The sequence below is a fragment of the Aerosakkonema funiforme FACHB-1375 genome (genome assembly GCF_014696265.1).
Lineage (GTDB): Bacteria > Cyanobacteriota > Cyanobacteriia > Cyanobacteriales > Aerosakkonemataceae > Aerosakkonema > Aerosakkonema funiforme_A.
The window spans coordinates 89,899-108,785 of record NZ_JACJPW010000003.1; the positions used below are offsets into that span (position 1 = coordinate 89,899).

Consider the following 18,887-nt stretch of genomic DNA (forward strand, 5'->3'; position numbering starts at 1 on the left):
ACACGCTGACGCGAACGGCCCGTAATTAGTTTAGCAGTTTTAGGGGATGAAACAAATTCTTGGCGACCATCTGTTTATGAATATAGCTTGGATGGTTTCCAATTGCGAATGCAGTTTCCGATCGTGAAAGTGTTAGATTACGAAAGTCAATGGGAGGTTTTGTCACAAAGCGATAATCCTTTTGCGATTATGATTATGGCGCATTTAAAGACAAAAGCGACGATTGGAAATCTGGAAAACCGAAAGCTTTGGAAATGGACTTTGGTACGAGGACTTTTTGAAAAAGGTTACAATAGAAACGACATCGTACAGCTATTCCGGGTGATCGATCGAATGATGGCTTTAACGAGGGAACTTCAACAACAATTTAAACAAGAAGTAGATCGCTATCAGGAGGAAAGAAAAATGCGGTTTTTAAGTAGGATTGAAGAAGATGCTATTGAAGAGGGAATTCAGCAGGAACGCCAATATACTTTGCAATTCGCCCGAGAAAATGTGATTGAAATTTTGCAGATGCGGTTTCAAGAAATACCGCCAGAATTTAGTGAGGCGCTGAATAAAATTAATGATTTGTCGGTCTTGAAGCAACTGCATCGACAGGCGATTACTGTTAGTTCCATTGCGGAATTTCAGCAACTAATTTAAGAAAGAAACCCGGTTTCTCTAAGAAACCGGGTTTCTGCACAAAGAATAATAAGGAGGTAAAAAAATGACTCAATCGAATGAGCGCAATTTTCGGGGAATCAACCGCACAATTTGTATCGGATTAGGCGGGACGGGTCGAGATGTTTTGATGCGAATTCGGCGGTTAATTGTCGATCGCTATGGCGATTTGAACAAATTACCAATTGTGAGTTTTGTACATATCGATACAGACAAAGCGGCGACACAAGTATCTGGTTTGCGGACGGGGAGTACCTATCACGGTGTTGACTTAAGTTTTCGGGAATCAGAGAAAATTAGCGCCACCATGACATCGGCGGAAGTGACTAATTTCGTGCAAGGAATGGAACGGCGATCGAATTACGATCGCCAAGGGCCATACGATCATATTGCCAGATGGTTTCCGCCGCAATTATTGCGAAATATCAAAGCAGTAGAAGAAGGCGCAAAAGGAATTCGACCTGTAGGAAGATTGGCATTTTTCCACAATTATCGCAAAATTCAAAGCGCCATTCAAACAGCAGAAAATCGCACGCGGGGACATGAAGCAACTTTACTCAAATTGGGGTTAACAGTTGAAGAGGGATTGAATATTTTTGTGGTCGGTTCTCTCTGCGGTGGTACTGGTAGCGGGATGTTTTTAGATATCGCTTATAGCTTGAGGCGTGCTTATAAGGATAGCGAAGCTAAAATTGTCGCTTATTTGATAATTAGTCCTGATTTGTATGGCAATACTCCTAACATGATTGCCAATACTTATGCCGCTCTCAAAGAACTCAATCATTATACCACACCCAGCACAAAATTTGAAGTTTGTTACGATATGCAAACCATAGAAATTGTGCGAGAAACGCGACCGCCTTTTGATTACGCATATTTAGTTTCCAATCAAACCAGCAGCGATTATAAAATTCTCAAACAAGCGAAATTATGTAATGTAATCGCACATAAAATTGCCTTAGATTTTTCCGGTGAATTAGCACCCGTGGTTAAGGGAATGCGGGATAATTTCACATCACACATGATTCAGTGGGACGATCATCCCCGTCCCAACGTGCAGCGATATTTAACATTTGGATTGGCAGCAATTTATTTTCCCCGCGATATCATCGTGCAGATCGCTTTAACTAGAATTAGCGTGAAATTAGTAACATTCTGGTTAAATGGATCGGGACAAAGCCCCGATCCACAAAAGTTATTTGAACAATTTATAGTTCAATATAATTGGCATAGCGATTTGGCGCAAAGGGATGGTTTTACTAGCAAATTAGCTGAAGCAGTGCAAGAAGGAAATAAGACTTTTGTTAATGTCCTTAACGCTTGGAGAAATACTAAGTTAGAAAAGGCAATTAACGAGTGCAAAAATAAGGACGATCGCAACGGTTTAAGACAAACTTTGCCTCGCGAATTTCGAGAGCAATTTAGAAAAAGCCAACCCGGTGAAAATGAAAGTACAAGAGGAATTTGGCTGACGAGATTGTTACAGGTAAGCCCCGATATTTTCAAGCAGCTTAAGGAAAATATCGATGAATTTTTGGCTAATTTAATGACACCGGGGACTGCTAATTTCTCAATTAAGAGCGGTCGCGATTGGCTAGATGCTTTGCAAAGAGATTTGGAGCTTTATCAACGACAGTTAGAGGAAGAAATTGCTAATTTTGGTGGTGTACGCAAATTAGAAGATTTGGAGAAGAAATGGCGGGATGCAGAACAGATAATTGAAGATCTCGAACAAAAATTCGATTTACCTTTGGTAGGTGGAAAAAATCGAGAAGTGCAAGCAGAAGCCAAAAGAGTAGTGCGGGAAGTTTGCGATTTAATCAAACACAATTTCGATCTTGCCGTTACTCAAGAAGCATTGCAAATTGTCAATAATTTGCAAAAGCACATTCGAGAGCGATCCACTCAATTAGCTGCTTTCAGTCGGTTAGTCGATAACTTGAAAAGCGACTACGAAAAAGAGGAAAGCGATCTCAGACAAACGAATTTTGATGAAATGAGCGGTGAGGCAATTTTTGACGATGACGATATTGAAATTTGCTATAAAACTTTGTTACCAAGTAATGATTTTCGCTCTCAGTTAGTGCTACTTAGTAAGCAAGTAACAGAAGCATCGGGAGTCGAAGAATCGATCGGTTATTTAATGGAGCGCACCAATCAAGAGCAACTGCAAAAAGAAATCGACTTGAAAGTAGACAGGGAGTTTGGCTCTCGCAGCAATCAAATTGTTAAGTCAGTCATTAAGCGTTTCATTCAAAATTACAACACTTCCGAACGGCGTACTCGTTTAGCACAAGTAAAAAAAGAAGCCGAACCTTTGCTGCGTTTAAATTTGAGCGATCCTTACTTCCATCAAACACCAGCAAAAAGAAGCGATTTAGTCGGATTTAAAGATACTGATGACTCGGAGGTTCAGCAGTTTAAAAATATTCTGATCGGCGATTCAGGTATTTCGGAAAATGCGCTCAAACCAACTCAAGCGGAAGATGAAATCTTAATCGTGACTGAATATGCTGGGTTTCCGCTGCGACTGATTAGCGGTTTAGAAGGGATGCGAAATCCTTATATGCGCGAGCAGAATTTGGGTGGTTTTCTGCACAACGATAGTCGGATTTTGTTTACCGATATCATTCCTCCAGATGACAGAATCATGGAAGAATTGGAAGATGTTTTCTATCCTTGTTTGGCGTTTGAGTTAATGAAGGAGAACGGAGAGAATCAGCAATTGGAGTTTCAATATTATGATGAATTGCGAGATCATTATAATACAGCTTCTCTCAGTCAAATTTGGAGTCAAGCTTTGGAGGAATTGGCGAATCGACGCGATATGACTGAAGCTTTGAAGAGTTTGCTCGATCGTGCGATCGCTAATATAGAAAGACAACCAAATCAATGGGAAAAACACTACTTACCCAAACTGCGCCAATTTGTCGATCGCATTGATAAATTACCAGAAGACGACCCCAATTATCCCTACCGAGCAACCGTCGTCGGAGTTCCCGGAACTACCGATACTCCACCTAAAGAGGGAATTATCAATCGCTTCCGTAAAAAAATGGATGCGCGATTTAAATCTTTGCAACAAAATTCTCAACAACGCACCAACACGAGCGATCGAGAAATAGTTCCTGTCGATGTAGTTTTTGAGTCAGCCGAAGATTCTCAAGATCCCAAACTACAAAGGGAACTAGATCTGTTAGAACAAGAGTTGAGAGATGGTTTGATTACCCAAAAAGGTTACGATATCAAACGTCAACAAATTATGAAAAAATACTCTCAGTAATTTCGGTATAAGTTGGGTTTTGTTACCTCAACCCAACCTACCAACTTACCACCAAAACTCAGGGGTGTATGTACGACAATGTTTGCAAATTTATAACTGAAGAATTCACCGCCGATATTGCCACTTGGCTGTTAGGTTCACCAGTCAAATTAACTGAACTGAGTCTTTCTGAATTATCTTTAGAACCAATTAGAGCAGATTCTCTAATTCTCCAAGATGTTGATAGTAATTTAGTCCTCCATTTAGAATTCCAAACCGATCCCGATCCAGAAATACCTTTTCGGATGGCTGACTATCGTCTGCGAGTATATCGCCGTTTTCCCGAAAAACGAATGCGCCAAATAGTCATTTATTTAAGGAAGACAAATTCCAAATTAGTACGGCAAAAAACTTTTTCATTAGAAAACATCAAACATAAATTTGAGGTGATTCGCTTATGGGAAAGACAGCCAATTGAGTTTCTCAATCCTAATTTTGTGGGATTATTACCATTTGCAGTATTAAGCAACACAAAAAATCCTCAAGAAATACTCAATCAAGCTGCACAATTGATTGAGGAAATACCAGAAAAAAGGGTGCAACTTAACTTAGTTGGTACCGCCGCAATCTTAGCTGGGTTAGTATTGAAGGAAGAGGTCATTAAAACAATCCTACGGGAGGACGTTATGAGGGAATCTGTGATTTATCAAGAAATTTTGCAAACTGGATTACAACGGGGTATTCAGCAAGGTATTCAGCAAGCTACAGAGCAATTTGCGCGTACTTTGCTGCAAAGAAATATGCCTGTAGAGGAAGTAGCTAGTTTGACGGGACTGACAATTGAACAGGTACAAAGTCTACACAATACTGTGGATAATCAATGAATTATAACGTGACCGGGTTAAACCCGGTCACACCAAATAACCAACTAACTAAAACTGGATCCTACGGGAGGACGTTATGAGGGAATCAGTGATTTATCAAGAAATTTTGCAAACTGGATTGCAACGGGGTATTCAGCAAGGTATTCAGCAAGGTATTCAGCAAGGTATTCAGCAAGCTAAAGAACAATTTGCGCGTACTTTGCTGCAAAGAAATATGCCTGTAGAGGAAGTGGCAAGGTTAACGGGACTGACAATTGAACAGGTACAAAGTCTACAGGATTCTGTGGATAATAACTGAATTATCCGATCGAATCTCAATCCTCGCTTTCAAGTTCCTGCTGGGAGCGAGAACAAAATCACAGTTCATCCTCAGAATCTTAAGGTTTTGTCATGCCACCAATCCCGTCTTATTTAATTTTTCTGACTGTCGTACTCGTTGTTTTGCCATCAGTAATTGCTATTTTATTGCGTTTAGCTTTGCATCAACATTTGGTGCAGCAAGTGACTAAGGTGAAAATGCTCGTCAACGGTAACACGAGTATCAAAGAACCTCGGATTGTGGAAAACCTTAAATCGAGATTTAAAGAAGCGAGTAGTAATTTAGAACAAGTCAATACAGCAGCATTAATAGATCAAGTTTACAGCCAAGAGAAAGTGGCGGGGATTTCCAGCGAACAAATCGACTACTTTTGTCGTATTCTCCCAAATTTATTGCTAGCATTTGGATTGCTGGGGACTTTTCTAGGGATTACAATTAATTTAACTGCATTGAGTCAGACGATCGCGCAACCCGACGCCAGCAATGTTAGCAGTTTAGTGCAGAAATTGCAAGAACCTTTACAAGGTATGGGGATTGCCTTCACCACTAGCTTAACGGGAATATTTTTTAGCGCTTTATTAACAGTAATTAATTTAATATTCAATACTAACTTAGCTAAGTATCAGCTTATTTGTTCTCTGGAAGATTATCTCGATAACGTTTATCATCCCACACTACAGGGTCAAACTCGCCTAGATAAAATAGTCAAAGGTATGGCAGATTCGTTTGACCACTTCTTAACTAAATTTGGACAAACTGTGCGAGAAGCAGTCGAAAGTTCTCTCAAAGCTAAACTGCAAGAAATTTTTGATGCTAATATTGAAGCTACCAAGTTAGCCAAAGAAGTATACACCAGATTAGCCGAATCTTCTGGTACGATATCCAGCGGTGCAAATCAATTTAAAATATCCGCTAATGAGTTGGGGAATGCTGTAGCGGCGATGATGACAACAGCCGAGCGATTTAATCAGGTAGCCGAAACTTTTGAGCATAGCCAATTTCCGCACAGATTAGCAGACGCAACAGCAGATTTGGCTAGCACGCAAGCCGACTTTTCCCAGTCTGCTTCTATTTTAGCAGAATCGGTTCAATCAATTAAAAAAGCGCTGAGCGAACTGCGACGTTCCAGTCAACAATTATTGAATTTGCAAGAAGAAGTCAGCAATATTAATCAAACATCAGTGCAATTTTTAGAGTTGCATCAAAACCATCAAAAAGCTCTCGATGAGATTGTTGTCCAACTCCAGCAAGGATTGCCAAATTTTCAGTCTGTTGCTGAATTACAGCAGAAAATTATCTCTAAATCGGATAATTTGGATAAAGTACAAGTTGAATTGGCAAACTTGGTAGAGACGCTGAGGGAATATACGGAGGGTGTTACTTTGGGAATTCAATCTGTGAGCGATCGCATTTCCGAAACCATCAATAACCAATCCGAAAATACCAGTTCACAAATTAAAAGTGTCATCGAAAATATTCAGCAAGGGATCGGCCATCTCAACGACACCAAATATGAACTTTACAGATTGAGACAAACCTTGGAAAAGCGTTCGCCTAAAGATATAGATGAAGCCAAATTAGATGAAATAGTTGATAAATTAAACAAGATATAAACTTTTTGATTGGGAGTTGCGATCGTGCGTCGTCGGTCACGCCATCTTGATGATAACGAAGACCTCAACATCTGGCCAGCTTTCACAGATTTGATGTCTAACGCCTTTATGATTTTGAGTTTATTCTTGTTACTAGCAATAGTAAAAGCATCCATATTACAGTCTACCTCAGAAGAGATAAATGACAAGCTGCGTCAAAGTGAATATAAAGTGGGAGACTTAGAAAAACAGCTAGCTAATTTGCAGCAGCAATTGCAGCAAAAAACAAATCAAGTTACTAACCTTGAAGGACAAGTAGAAAGACTGAAATCGCCGCCTATCATTGTAATTAAAGACTCCGGAGAATATAAATTTGCAGTTGGTAAAGCCGACTTACCAACCGGACTGCGTAGCAAAATCGAAAATGATTTCGTCAATCAAATCGAACGCTACGCAACAGAATACCAAGGCTATATCGTAGAAGTAATCGGTCATACTGACGGTCAAAAAAATAGTAATAGATATAGCAGTTTAGATGATAAAATAGCAGAAATAGCCAATGGCGAAAATGCCAGTGCAATTCAACTAGGATCGAATGCAGATTTGGGGTTGATGCGAGCATTAGCAGTCGTTCAGGTACTGCGGGATATGCAGAAAAAAGGTCGCTTAAAAGGATTAGAGTTTCGCGCCTATTCCGCCGCACAATTAGTTTTGCCAAAAGGTTACATTCCTCAGAACAATGGCAATACTGATGAACCTGCGCGGCGGCGAATTGAAATTCGTTTCACTCCTCCTGGTGTGGAGAGATAAAACAGGTATTTTAAGGTACGTTGTTGCGCTTGGGCGTTAGAGTTAACCCCTGAACGGTTACACAAATTCATTAGGCATCTCCAAAAAAGAATCTCAAACCCCACAAGAATTTTTGGAGATGTCTATTCAACAAATGGTAATATTAACTGAGTATTAGTTAGGAATAGATATGGATAATGATTTACTGGCTTTTCTCGCAGGTGTTGGCTTTCTAATTGTCTATCTCATCTTCTCAGCCATGACTGAAATGGGCACGAAACTGCCTTGGAAGAAATAGAAGCTTATCCGCACAGTGCGAGCGGGAGATTTTATTACCGCAGATGAACGCAGATGAACGCAGATGTATTTGCGAAAATTATCGCTTGTAATGGCTTTTCGGATAGCTTGTTAGGGATGGAAATTAGTTTAAAATTTCATAATGATATCTAAATAGAGTGTGAGTAAATAAAATATGGAAAAAAACCAAAAACTCTTTCTTCCAACTATGGGCTGCGGTACTTGGGCATGGGGAAACCGCCTGCTTTGGGGATACGATGAAAGTATGGATGATCAACTGCAAACCGTCTTCAATCTTTGTGTGAGCAACGGTGTCACCTTATTTGATACGGGGGATTCTTATGGAACTGGCAAATTAAATGGGCGAAGCGAACAACTTTTAGGACGCTTTTCTAGGGAATATCAAGGTGCTGGCAAAGAAGATATTTGTATTGCTACAAAGCTGGCTGCTTATCCGTGGAGATTGACCCGCAAATCAATTATATCGGCTTGTCAGGCGTCTGCCAAACGGCTGGGAAAAAATGTAGATTTGGTGCAAATGCACTGGTCTACTGCTAACTATGCTCCTTGGCAGGAATGGCGGCTTTTGGATGGTCTTGCCGACCTTTACGAACAAGGACTGGTAAAGGGAGTGGGGTTATCAAATTACGGCTCGAAACGCCTCAAACAAGTGCATCAAAAATTTGTCGATCGAGGCGTTCCCATTGCCACTCTGCAAGTTCAATATTCACTGCTATCTACCTATCCCGTCACCGAATTGGCAATTAAAGAAGTATGCGATGAATTGGGAATAAAACTGATTGCTTACAGTCCTCTGGCATTAGGTCTGCTGACAGGTAAATACTCGGAAAAAGGGCCGTTTCCCAAAGGCATCCGAGGTCTGCTGTTTAGGCAATTATTGCCAGGAATTCGATCGCTTACTACCTGTTTGGCAGAGGTAGCGCGATCGAGAAACAAAACAATGTCCCAGGTGGCAATCAACTGGTGCATCTGTAAAGGAACTATTCCCATCCCAGGCGCGAAGACTGTGGAACAGGCAAAGGAGAATATTGGCGCTTTGGGTTGGCAACTAGACTCTGGGGAGATTGCAGAACTGGATAAAGCTGCTGCAAGTGCAGATAAAAAAATGGTGCAAAACATTTTCCAAACGAAGTAAATGCTCTGGTTAGTGGCGTAATCTAGTTAAAAGCCCTACTCCTGAGTGGGCTAGCTTTTCCGATCGAAAAATTGCCAATCCTTATAACATAATGACTCTCACAGTTTCAATTAACAACGATCGACGACTGCAACTCGCTCCCTTGCAAATACCTACTCGCCTGTTGCTTGGCCCTGGCCCCTCCAACGCCCATCCCGCCGTCCTCCAAGCGATGAATACACCGCCGGTGGGACACCTCGACCCAGCATTTCTGGCGTTGATGGATGAAATACAAACCTTGCTGCGCTATGTTTGGCAAACGGAAAATTCCCATACCATCGCAGTTAGCGGTACGGGGACGGCGGCAATGGAAGCAACGATCGCCAATTCCGTCGAACCAGGCGATGTCGTTCTGGTTGGTGTAATGGGCTATTTCGGTAATCGCTTGGTTGACATGGCGGGACGCTACGGTGCGGATGTGCGAAGCATTAGCAAACCTTGGGGAGAAGTGTTTTCCCTCGACGAACTCCGTACTGCGATGGCAACCCACCGTCCGGCAATCCTGGCTTTAGTCCATGCTGAAACATCCACAGGAGCGCGTCAACCTTTGGAAGGCGTCGGCGACTTATGTCGCGAATTTAACTGTCTGCTACTCGTGGATACCGTAACCAGTCTGGGTGGCGTTCCCATATTTTTGGATGAGTGGGGAGTTGACCTAGCTTATAGTTGCAGTCAGAAAGGCTTGGGTTGTCCTCCCGGCGCTTCGCCGTTTACCATGAGTCCCCGTGCGGCAGAAAAATTGCAGCAACGTCGCCATAAAGTAGCTAATTGGTATTTGGATATGACCTTGTTAAGCAAGTATTGGGGAAGCGATCGCATCTATCACCACACAGCCCCCATCAACTTATACTATGCTCTCCGGGAAGCGCTGCGTTTAATAGCAGAAGAAGGATTGGAAAACTGTTGGCAACGCCATCAAAAAAATGCCGAATACCTTTGGCAGGGACTAGAAGATTTAGAATTAACTCTCCACGTTCCGCGAGAATTTCGTTTGCCAACTCTGACAACTGTTCGCATTCCTGAAGGCGTGGATGGCAAAGCAATATCGCGCCAATTACTAAGTGAATACAACATTGAAATCGGCGGCGGACTTGGCGAACTGGCGGGTAAAGTTTGGCGTGTCGGTTTGATGGGTTTCAACAGTCGTCCGGAAAGTGTCGATCGACTCTTAGAAGTATTGCGTCAAGTATTACCCAAGTAGTGGGGGAGTGGGAGAGTCAAAAGTCAAAATTCAAGATTCCTCCCTCTCCCTCTTCCCTTTTCCCTAGCCTCTCATTTGTGTCGGATATAATCGTAAATTCCAACATACTGAGCGCCGGGATGGTTCCACGAGTAGTCGTATTCCATACCCTGAATCACCAGTTTGCGGAATTCTTTAGGTTTTTTGTACCACAGATCGATTGCGCGATCGAGCGCTGATTCTAAGGCTTGATTATCTGTTTGGTAGAACACATAGCCATTGCGTTCTTCTGGCGGTTTGTTTTGGTCGTAGTCGCGATCGAACACGGTATTCACAAGACCGCCAACTCCGCGCACGATCGGCACAGTACCGTATTTCAACCCAATCATCTGCGTTAATCCGCAGGGTTCGTAATTGCTGGGGACGACAATCATATCCGCACCTGCATAGATTAAATGGGCTAACTCTTCGTTGAACCCGATTTCTATGTGACAATCTGGACTATTATTCAGGTGCTGTTTTTCATGCCAGAAATGGTCGTTAATCCCAGGTTCTGTAGCGGAACCCAACAACACAAATTGCGCCCCTCGATTTTGAGCGTAATAAATGGCGTGATGCACGAGATGAACGCCTTTTTGATCGTCTAAACGACCGATGTAGCAAACGATCGGCTTCTGGGAATGACCCAGCCAAAGTCGCTCTCGTAGCGCTTTTTTGTTCTTGAGTTTTTCTTCCAGATTATCCTGAGAGTAGTGATAGGGAATGTAGCGATCGACTTCCGGATTCCAAACATTATAGTCAATCCCATTGAGAATCCCGCCAAATTTGTGCTGGTGTTTGTGCAAGGTGTGTCCCAACCCACAGCCAACTTCCGTGAAACGCGCTTCCCAGGCATGATGGGGCGAAACCGTGTTGATATAGTTGGAGTAGACTATACCCCCTTTCATCAAGTTGATCGCCGTTGCGTTTTGGTCATCGCCCAGGCGATCGATATCGTAGTAGTATTCTTGTCGATACAGACCGGCCACCTCAAGTAAGTTAGCACCCGCAATCCCTTGGTGTTTGAAGTTGTGGATCGTATAGCATACCCGCTGATTCTCTAGTCCGTGATATTGATATATCTCGTACAGCATCACAGGAACTAAGCCTGTTTGCCAGTCGTGGCAATGGATAACATCGGGACACTTATTAGTTTTCAGTAGAAACTCTAAAGCGGCTTTACTGAAAAACGCAAAGCGCATATGATCGTCCAGACAACCGTAGTAACAGCCCCGATTAAAAAAGTCATCGCTGGAGTGGGGTTCGATAAAGAAACACAGCTGTCCGTGTACCCAGCCGCAATCCACAGAACAGTTAATTGCACCGCCATCCCAGGGCACTTCCAAGTCGCGATATGCGTTGTGCATTCCCCAAATATGGTCATAGCGCATACAATCGTACTTTGGCAGAATAATTTCTACCCCATGACCCCGAATTCCTAACTCTCTGCTAAGCCCGTAAACAACATCGCCCAAACCTCCGGCTTTGATGACGGGAGCGCATTCAGAGGCAATTTGTACGATGTACATCTTTAGTCCTCACCTATACGAATCTTCACCTTTACAAAAGATAATATTTTCTGGCAAGCAAGTAACCTAGCCAGAGATACCAAATTTGTTCGGGAAAACCTATTGACAAAATTACCTTTATAGACTTTGTTTCGGCTATTAGACAGTGGGGATTGGGAAATTGCAAATTTTAAATTTTCGAGATGGTATTAGCACTGTAGTGAACGATCGCTTTTGCAATCTTGCCTTGAGAATTCAAGACCATTACTTCTGCTGCGAGCATTTCTTTAACGCTGCGATAGTAAACAGTTAAGCTTTCCACACCCGTCAATATTTGCCATAACTCAAACTTAAGCTCTGGATAAGTATCAAGCCCTTTTGCAAAATAAGACCTGAGCGCTTCTTTCCCTTTAATACTGCCAGAAGCATCACCCAACAATTTAATCGCGAATGGGGATATAAATTCTATTTCTTCGGCATAGTGGGACATAATAGCATCTAAATCGTGGCGGTTCCAACTTTCGATCCACGCTTGCCCTATTGTTTTGGCTTTATCTTCAGAAATCATGTCTAACTTACTGCCTCTCCCGTACTCAGATCGCCATACCTAAGAGAATTGACATTGAGATAAAAATCTCTTTTATAACCAGCCTAGCAACCAAGTGGTGCGATCGCCCAGAAAAAGCCAGCCCTAAGTAAAATTGCGTAACTAAACGCGATCGCATCAGTAGAGATCCGTAGCCGAACACGGATAAAGCAACGCTAAATACTTAGGTTAATAAGTAAATTTTTGTAAAAAGCTCCGGATTTTTATTTAGCTAGTGCGTAGAAAGGAATAAAAGCTTAGTATGTTCAAGGTAGTATATGGATTCCAGGCAAAGTCGGGCAGTACAGGAAATTTCCGATCTAGTTCCTAACCTCAACAATATAACTGACGCGATTACTAGGCAAGCGATTTGGGGTGCTACCGTGGAAATAGACTCGGAAGATACACTTCTCTTAATCGATGAAGATGGTTCTTTCTATTTTATGAATTTACCATAAGGCGAATTGTTCATCTGTACAGAAACGTGCCAATTCAGGCTTCCTCTTGTACTCGGATGGCGTTTTAAATTTTATCAGGATGTGCATCATTACAGATGTGTGATGGTGGGTGACAGCACGGAGAGTTAATTATTGGTTGAAAGTGCTGAAGTTATCGCCCCTGCCTAACCCACTCTACGATACGATAACTTTTTATTATCACCATAAAAAACGGGAAAGCCTTAATATTTGTATTGCCTGAACTTCTCGAACGGGAGTCGAAGAAATTAACTGTGTTTCTAATTCTCTCATGTCATATTTTATCTAACCGCTTCTCTATTTTTAATTGATTAGATCTCTCTTCTGCCTTCCAAAGCACGCGCCAAAGTCACTTCATCTGCATATTCTAATTCGCCGCCAACTGGCAAACCAAAAGCAATGCGAGTTACTTTTGTCAAAGGTTTCAACAACCCGCCGATATAAAGCGTTGTTGTTTCTCCTTCTATACTGGGAGTGATTGCTAAAATTACTTCTTTAGTTTTTTCTCGATCGACTCTTCGTAGCAAAGGCGAAACATTCAGTTGTTCCGGGCCAATTCCATCCATTGGCGAAATTACTCCGCCGAGAACGTGATATTTACCTTTGTATTCCCGCGTTTTTTCCAAAGCAATCACATCCCGCGAATCAGCTACTACACAAATGGTAGTGCGATCGCGATTTTGATTGCGACAAATTTCGCAAATCGGCTCAGCAGATAAGTGAAAACACTCTTGACACAAACCAACTTGTTTTTTAGCCTCAATCAAAGCTTGGGCAAGTGCTTGTACTTCATCTTCCGATCGCTTCAGAATATGTAAGGCCAACCGCTGCGCTGTCTTAGGGCCAACTCCGGGCAAACGTTGCAATTGCTCGATCAAACGAGCCAAAGGGCGTGTGTAAACCATATAGCTAGGGACTAGGGGCTAGGGGCTAGAGGCTAGGGAAGTAGGGGAGTGGGGGAGTGGGGGAGTGGGGGAATTTATATGCACATTTTCGACCTTTATGTCGTTCTCCCGCTCTCCCCCTCTCCCTCTTCCCTCTCCCTTTGCCTAGAAATCGAAGTAGATGTAGGGCAAACCTTCTTTGGGAGCCAGCTGCCAAACGGCGTAGAGGCTTAATGGCACCAAGAAAATTTTGATCGGCCAATTCAGTTGTAGCTTCATATTGCGATGCAAGGCAAATCCGATCGCCATAAATGCAACTATTCCCCAAAGCAGCATCACCAGTTGGAACGGTTCCAATCCCAGTGCTTCCACGTAAACCTTCTGTGCAAATTGAACATCGGCTTTATGTCCCCACAGGTGCTGAATTACCCAAGCCGCATCTTTCAAGTTGGGCAGACGGAAAAATATCCAGGATGCGAACACCATCAATTGAGTCAGCAGCCACGCCACAAGCGTACCCGGTATACTTTGCCACCAATCCTTCAATGCAGAGAAACGATGGGATAGGGCTTCTGCGAGTCGGTGAACTACCAAAGCCAAACCGTGCAAACCCCCCCAGACAATAAATCCCCACGCAGCACCATGCCAAATCCCGGCGACTAGCATCACGATCGACAAGTTCAGGCAGGTGCGTACCAAACCTTGCCGCGAGCCGCCCAAGGGAAAGTATAAATAATTACGCAGCCAATCTCCCAAAGTCATATGCCAGCGCCGCCAGAAATCGGCAATGCTGGTAGAGAAATAGGGGAAATCAAAGTTTTGGGGTAGATTTAATCCCAGCAGGATAGCGCTGCCGATCGCAATATCAACATAGCCGCTAAAATCCAGATATAGCTGAAGCCCGTAGGCGAGGATAGCTAACCACAAATCACCGCTACCTGTACGCTGCAAGTTGTCAAAACAAAGTTTGACGAAAATGCCCAGATTATCGGCCAAAAGAGCTTTTTTAAAGGCACCGCAGGCAATCAGCCACAATCCTTCTACGATGCGATCGCTGCTGGGAAATCGCACTGTATTCAGTTGCGCCGCCAAGTGATGATAGCGAGTAATCGGCCCTGAAATAAGTTTGGCAAAGAAAAATTTGTAAGCCGCAAACTTGAGAAACTCCTTAGTAGCGGGCGCACCGCGATAAACATCTATTAAATAGGCGATGCACTCAAAACAGAAAAACGAGATTCCCAAGGGTGCAATTAAATGAAGCGTCACCCAGCTAGCCTGCTCTTGAATAACTGGCAAATTCAACAGCGCCCCAACCGTATTCAAGAAAAAGGGCACATACTTAAACCCTAGAAGTAACAAAACATTCAGGACGATCCCGAATCGCAAGATTTTCTGGCGTCGTTTATCCCAGTCCTGTTCTATATATTTCCACTCTTCATTAGACAGATGCCAATCCGAAGGATTCAGTCTGGGTACAGCACGTTCTCCTAAAGCAATTCCCAGACGAAAGTTAATCAGAATAACGACAAAAAGCAAGGGAATGTACTGGATTTGCAAAGTGGCATAAAAAGCCAAACTAGCAATCAAAAGTACCCACAATCGCAATCCCTGGTTTTGAACGAGCCAGTAAATTGCCAGGACACTCAGCAAGAATATTCCGTATAAGGCTGAAACAAAAGTCATTGGAGGGGCTAGGGATTAGGGGATAGGGGATAGGGGATAGGGAAGAGGGAAGAGGGAAGAGGGAAGAGGGAAGAGGGAAGAGTGAAGAGGAAAAAGATTTATTCTCCGGCTCCCCCACTCCCCCGCTCCCCCACTCCCCCGCTCCCCTAACCCCTATCCCCTAACCCCTAATCCCTATTTTTTGGGCCAGGGAATCAGCGGGTCTTGAGCCAGTCGTTCGGACACGGCGGTAGCACCGTAGCGGTTGAGGTGACTGGGATCGGAGAAGTAGTCATGGCGTGAGGGCCATAGCTGACTCCAGTTGCGGAAGATAAATCCCCGACTGAGGGAGAGGCGCAACATAGACATTTGAAATTCTTGCTCGTACTTAGTCCGCAATGGGTCTAAGTATTCTTTTGTCAAGGGTAAGTTTATAACAACTACAGGAATTTGGTTTGCTTGGGTGAACTGAAGGAAAGATTCTAAAGCGCTGGTTTGGTTACCTGCTAGCTGGAAACTTTTATAGTCGTTATCGTGTTCCCCCGTAACTTTGGTGTGCTTTTCGTAGTAAGTAGTGGGATTGAAGCGCAGAGTCAAAGGCAAGAATCCATCCCAAGCGATCGCATTCTGACGCAGTATTGACGGCGCTTGTTTCTGACGATCGTTAGCACCAAAACTCAATGTATCGGCAAATTGCTCGCGCAGCATTGCTTGCAGACGATCGCGCTGTTGGTAGGTAGAGGATATAGTACCCAAAGACTGATTCAACCACTCATCGATCGCTTGCGAGTTAATAAACATTTGGCCGCTTGCCCCCGGCAGGCTTGATGTAGCGGTGAAAGGTTCTAAATTTTTGGCAGCTTGGCCATCCAGAGAATTTTGTCTGGGTAATGTACCGGATACCAACTGTTTGTAGGCAGGGGATGCGGCGAGAGCATTGTAGGTAGCATCTACTCTACCGCTGTTAAACGCACGGGCACCATCTGCCCAAATAATCATTTTCGGCAATTGTTCTGGCGTCAAACAGCGGCGCAGCAGCATATCTACCACTTGGGCAGTCGCACCGTTGACACCAAAGTTAAACACTTCCAGTTTTCCATAACCCTCTGCGGCTAGGGCTTTTTGCAACGTTTGCGGATCGACGCCCCGTAATGCCCTGGAACTGCCGACAATCAGGATATCTGGCGGCCCTTTCTCAGCCACGCGCTGCTGGTAAAGGGTCAGTTTTTCGTCTAACTGACGGTTGTTGAAGCTGGGGTTTGGCGATGGTAGGTTGGTAAAAGAAGTTGTACTCTCTACCGTGTCTAGACTGGCTTCGGTTGAATCCAGTTTGGTAAATCCTGAAGAATTAAATACTTTGGAATTTTGAGTAGGCGTTTGCTTGAGGGAAACTTGGGGTAATTTGAAGGAATTGGCTGCCGTGTTTGTTGCCTTTTGTCCTTCCTCATCCCTAGTTTCTTCAGTGTCTTTGACTAATGACTTTTGACTGAGGACTAAAGACTCTTTGAGCTGAATCTCTCTGTTTTTGAGCATCTGACCCAGAACTAAATCCACACTCCAAGTCAGCATAATTCCCACCGCGCCCCAAACCAAAGCCACTTTAACTCCTTGGTAGCTGGCTTGACCGGGTAAAGAGATAAGATTTTGAGTTTGTCCGCCTGGAGTAAAGATTTGCGATCGCACCAGCACATCGAACAGGGCCTGCTTTTTCTCATACCAACCGCGCCCCAGTTTATTTTCTGCGGATTCGCTTACCGACTGCGAAACAGTCTTTGCCTCTGTCGCTACCGTGACATCGCTTAACCTTTCTCCCAGAGAATTCCCCAAGTTGAGCGTTGCGGTTGTCACTTCTTCGACGTACTCATCGCTGGTGGCAAACTCTGGTGCAATCTCTTCTGCTTGGCGATGTCTGGCAGAAAAATCGACTCCATAGTTCCACAACGGTTGTTTTTGACCGGCGCGACGGCCATAAACTCTGACACCGGAAATGCCGGGTATTTCCAGCTCGCGCACAAAGTTAGCCGTCGGCCCAGCTACCTGCCGCTGCACCGGACAAACCGCCCCATCCGTCATGATGTGGAGCAAGTCTTCTTTGCGTCGCGCTTGTACGCGAATGCCGCCATCTGCCAAACGCCAATCCAGGTCTGGGTTGAGTATTCGTCCCAGCAAAAATTCGATCGCTTCTTCATCTCCCGCAGCTGCGAGATCCTCTGCCGAGGTGGCTAATTCCGGTTGATTTGCTGCCGGTAAATTCAGCCAATCTACCCAAGCTGGGGATGCGGAATCCGATGGGTTTCCGTAAATAATAGCCGCTTGAATACCTCTGGGTGCAAGCGAGTGCAGAAGCGGTGCGATCGCATTAATCGCGGACGGCTTATCCGGTAGGGGAATGTTATCGTTAGCAACGCTGGCAGATTTATTCTGACCCGTACAGGAAATATGCAGTGTAGATTCCTTTAACACCGCCGATACTTCCATATGCAGATGCTCTGTCGCCCCATCCAGCAATCTGGCGATCGCTTCCTCATCGCCCCAAGCCGCCCACTCCCGGAGCATTTGCTCCGGCGGGGTCAGATCCACGCGCAGCATCCAATCGGGAGTTTCTTCACCGCTCACCTGACTGATAATTACAGCATCCCGGAATCCCTTCAGATGCAAATCCCTCAACTTCTGGGCAATTGGGGAAGCCAGCAATGACCGATCTGGACTGTAGGCAGATTCGCAAAATACCCAAAGGCGACGCTCCTTTATCCCTGAGTTTGCAGTTCCGGGCGATAAATTACCATGATTTTTTCGCAGGCTTCTGGAGACAACCTTTACCCGCACTCCTAATGACTGGAGATTTTCACCCAGTACGCGGGCGATCGCTTCCGGATGTCCCCTGCGAGCCAGACTCTGAGAAGATGCAGCGGCTTCGACGACCTCTGTCATCCTTTCAGAGAGAATTTCCTGACTTGTTAAAGAATCTTCTATTGATATATCTGTCATTTTGCGGACGCTGCTGGTTAAACCCGCTTCTGGAACCGAAGCTTTACTTGAATGCGCTTCCAGATATCGGTTTAGGTCATTTAGATCGATCGGCTCTGTCCAATCCGGGCGCTTTTCACCCAACTTGCGACCGTAGAGAAACGCTTGAGCGAGCGTTGGTCTGGAGGCAGCAAGCAGGTCATTAATATTTGCGGCACTCATCGCCAACACCAATTGTGTCACCGTTGTTTGCCTGTCGGGACACTCTCGACCCTCGCAGAGAATATGCAGCTTGTTTCCTCGTATCCGGACTCTGACTTGCATTCCGGCAATTCTGATTGCCCGGTTGGCCCATTGCTCTAGGGTTGAGGCGTTGTTCGCCAGTTTGCGTTCGTTGACTTTTACCATCAGGGCGATATTACCTGAGTTTTTTTGTAATTGTCATTTGACCTTTTGGTCGCCGGCAGGCCAGAGCGGCTGAGTTGAAGACGACTGGAATTATAGCCTGTTCTGATGAGTTTACCAAGGGTATTGGAGATCGATACCAATTTGTATTCATCAAGCTTTCCTTTTCTGCTGTTATT

The 18,887-nt window shown here is 44.2% G+C and carries 14 protein-coding genes; 9 read left to right on the plus strand and 5 right to left on the minus strand.

The window, feature by feature from the left end:
- Positions 1-108 precede the first annotated feature (108 nt).
- From H6G03_RS02080 to H6G03_RS02115, 8 genes are all read left to right on the plus strand, one after another.
- The gene (locus tag H6G03_RS02080) at positions 109-645 is read left to right on the plus strand and encodes a hypothetical protein (RefSeq protein ID WP_190461575.1); all 537 of its coding nucleotides are present in this window, start codon (positions 109-111) and stop codon (positions 643-645) included.
- A 64-nt stretch (positions 646-709) separates the two neighbouring features.
- The gene (locus H6G03_RS02085) at positions 710-3,946 is read left to right on the plus strand and encodes a tubulin-like doman-containing protein (RefSeq protein WP_190461577.1); all 3,237 of its coding nucleotides are present in this window, start codon (positions 710-712) and stop codon (positions 3,944-3,946) included.
- Positions 3,947-4,014: 68 nt separating this feature from the next.
- Positions 4,015-4,809, plus strand: a complete 795-nt coding sequence (locus tag H6G03_RS02090) for an Rpn family recombination-promoting nuclease/putative transposase (protein WP_190461579.1) — start codon at positions 4,015-4,017, stop codon at positions 4,807-4,809.
- A 76-nt stretch (positions 4,810-4,885) separates the two neighbouring features.
- The gene (locus H6G03_RS02095; protein WP_190461581.1) at positions 4,886-5,107 is read left to right on the plus strand and encodes an RpnC/YadD family protein; all 222 of its coding nucleotides are present in this window, start codon (positions 4,886-4,888) and stop codon (positions 5,105-5,107) included.
- Positions 5,108-5,199: 92 nt separating this feature from the next.
- Positions 5,200-6,741 (plus strand): hypothetical protein, encoded by a 1,542-nt coding sequence (locus H6G03_RS02100; protein WP_190461583.1) that lies wholly within the window; start codon positions 5,200-5,202, stop codon positions 6,739-6,741.
- 24 nt (positions 6,742-6,765) lie between these two features.
- Positions 6,766-7,530 carry an OmpA family protein gene (locus tag H6G03_RS02105; RefSeq protein ID WP_190461585.1) on the plus strand — a complete coding sequence of 255 codons (765 nt, stop codon included), beginning with the start codon at positions 6,766-6,768 and terminating at the stop codon, positions 7,528-7,530.
- Positions 7,531-7,981: 451 nt separating this feature from the next.
- A complete protein-coding gene (locus H6G03_RS02110; RefSeq protein WP_190461587.1) occupies positions 7,982-8,962 on the plus strand; it encodes an aldo/keto reductase in 981 nt (326 codons plus the stop codon).
- Positions 8,963-9,053: 91 nt separating this feature from the next.
- Positions 9,054-10,202, plus strand: a complete 1,149-nt coding sequence (locus tag H6G03_RS02115; protein WP_190461589.1) for an alanine--glyoxylate aminotransferase family protein — start codon at positions 9,054-9,056, stop codon at positions 10,200-10,202.
- A 71-nt stretch (positions 10,203-10,273) separates the two neighbouring features.
- Here the strand turns inward: H6G03_RS02115 and glgA are convergent, their stop codons facing one another.
- Positions 10,274-11,749, minus strand: coding sequence for a glycogen synthase GlgA (gene glgA / locus H6G03_RS02120; protein WP_190461591.1), 1,476 nt, complete (start codon positions 11,747-11,749; stop codon positions 10,274-10,276).
- Positions 11,750-11,918: 169 nt separating this feature from the next.
- On the minus strand, positions 11,919-12,296 hold the full coding sequence (locus H6G03_RS02125) for a nuclear transport factor 2 family protein (RefSeq protein ID WP_199315093.1): 378 nt from the start codon (positions 12,294-12,296) through the stop codon (positions 11,919-11,921).
- A gap of 296 nt (positions 12,297-12,592) precedes the next feature.
- Here H6G03_RS02125 and H6G03_RS02130 point away from each other — a divergent pair, with 296 nt between their 5' ends.
- Complete coding sequence (locus H6G03_RS02130) at positions 12,593-12,772, plus strand: hypothetical protein (RefSeq protein WP_190461592.1); 180 nt, start codon at positions 12,593-12,595, stop codon at positions 12,770-12,772.
- A gap of 329 nt (positions 12,773-13,101) precedes the next feature.
- Here H6G03_RS02130 and recR read toward each other — a convergent pair whose 3' ends face one another.
- From recR to H6G03_RS02145, 3 genes are all read right to left on the minus strand, one after another.
- Positions 13,102-13,695, minus strand: coding sequence for a recombination mediator RecR (gene recR, locus H6G03_RS02135; RefSeq protein WP_190461594.1), 594 nt, complete (start codon positions 13,693-13,695; stop codon positions 13,102-13,104).
- Between the two features lie 144 nt (positions 13,696-13,839).
- Positions 13,840-15,357, minus strand: coding sequence for an MBOAT family O-acyltransferase (locus tag H6G03_RS02140; protein ID WP_190461596.1), 1,518 nt, complete (start codon positions 15,355-15,357; stop codon positions 13,840-13,842).
- A 174-nt stretch (positions 15,358-15,531) separates the two neighbouring features.
- Positions 15,532-18,711, minus strand: coding sequence for a DUF1574 domain-containing protein (locus tag H6G03_RS02145; protein ID WP_190461598.1), 3,180 nt, complete (start codon positions 18,709-18,711; stop codon positions 15,532-15,534).
- Positions 18,712-18,887 lie beyond the last annotated feature (176 nt).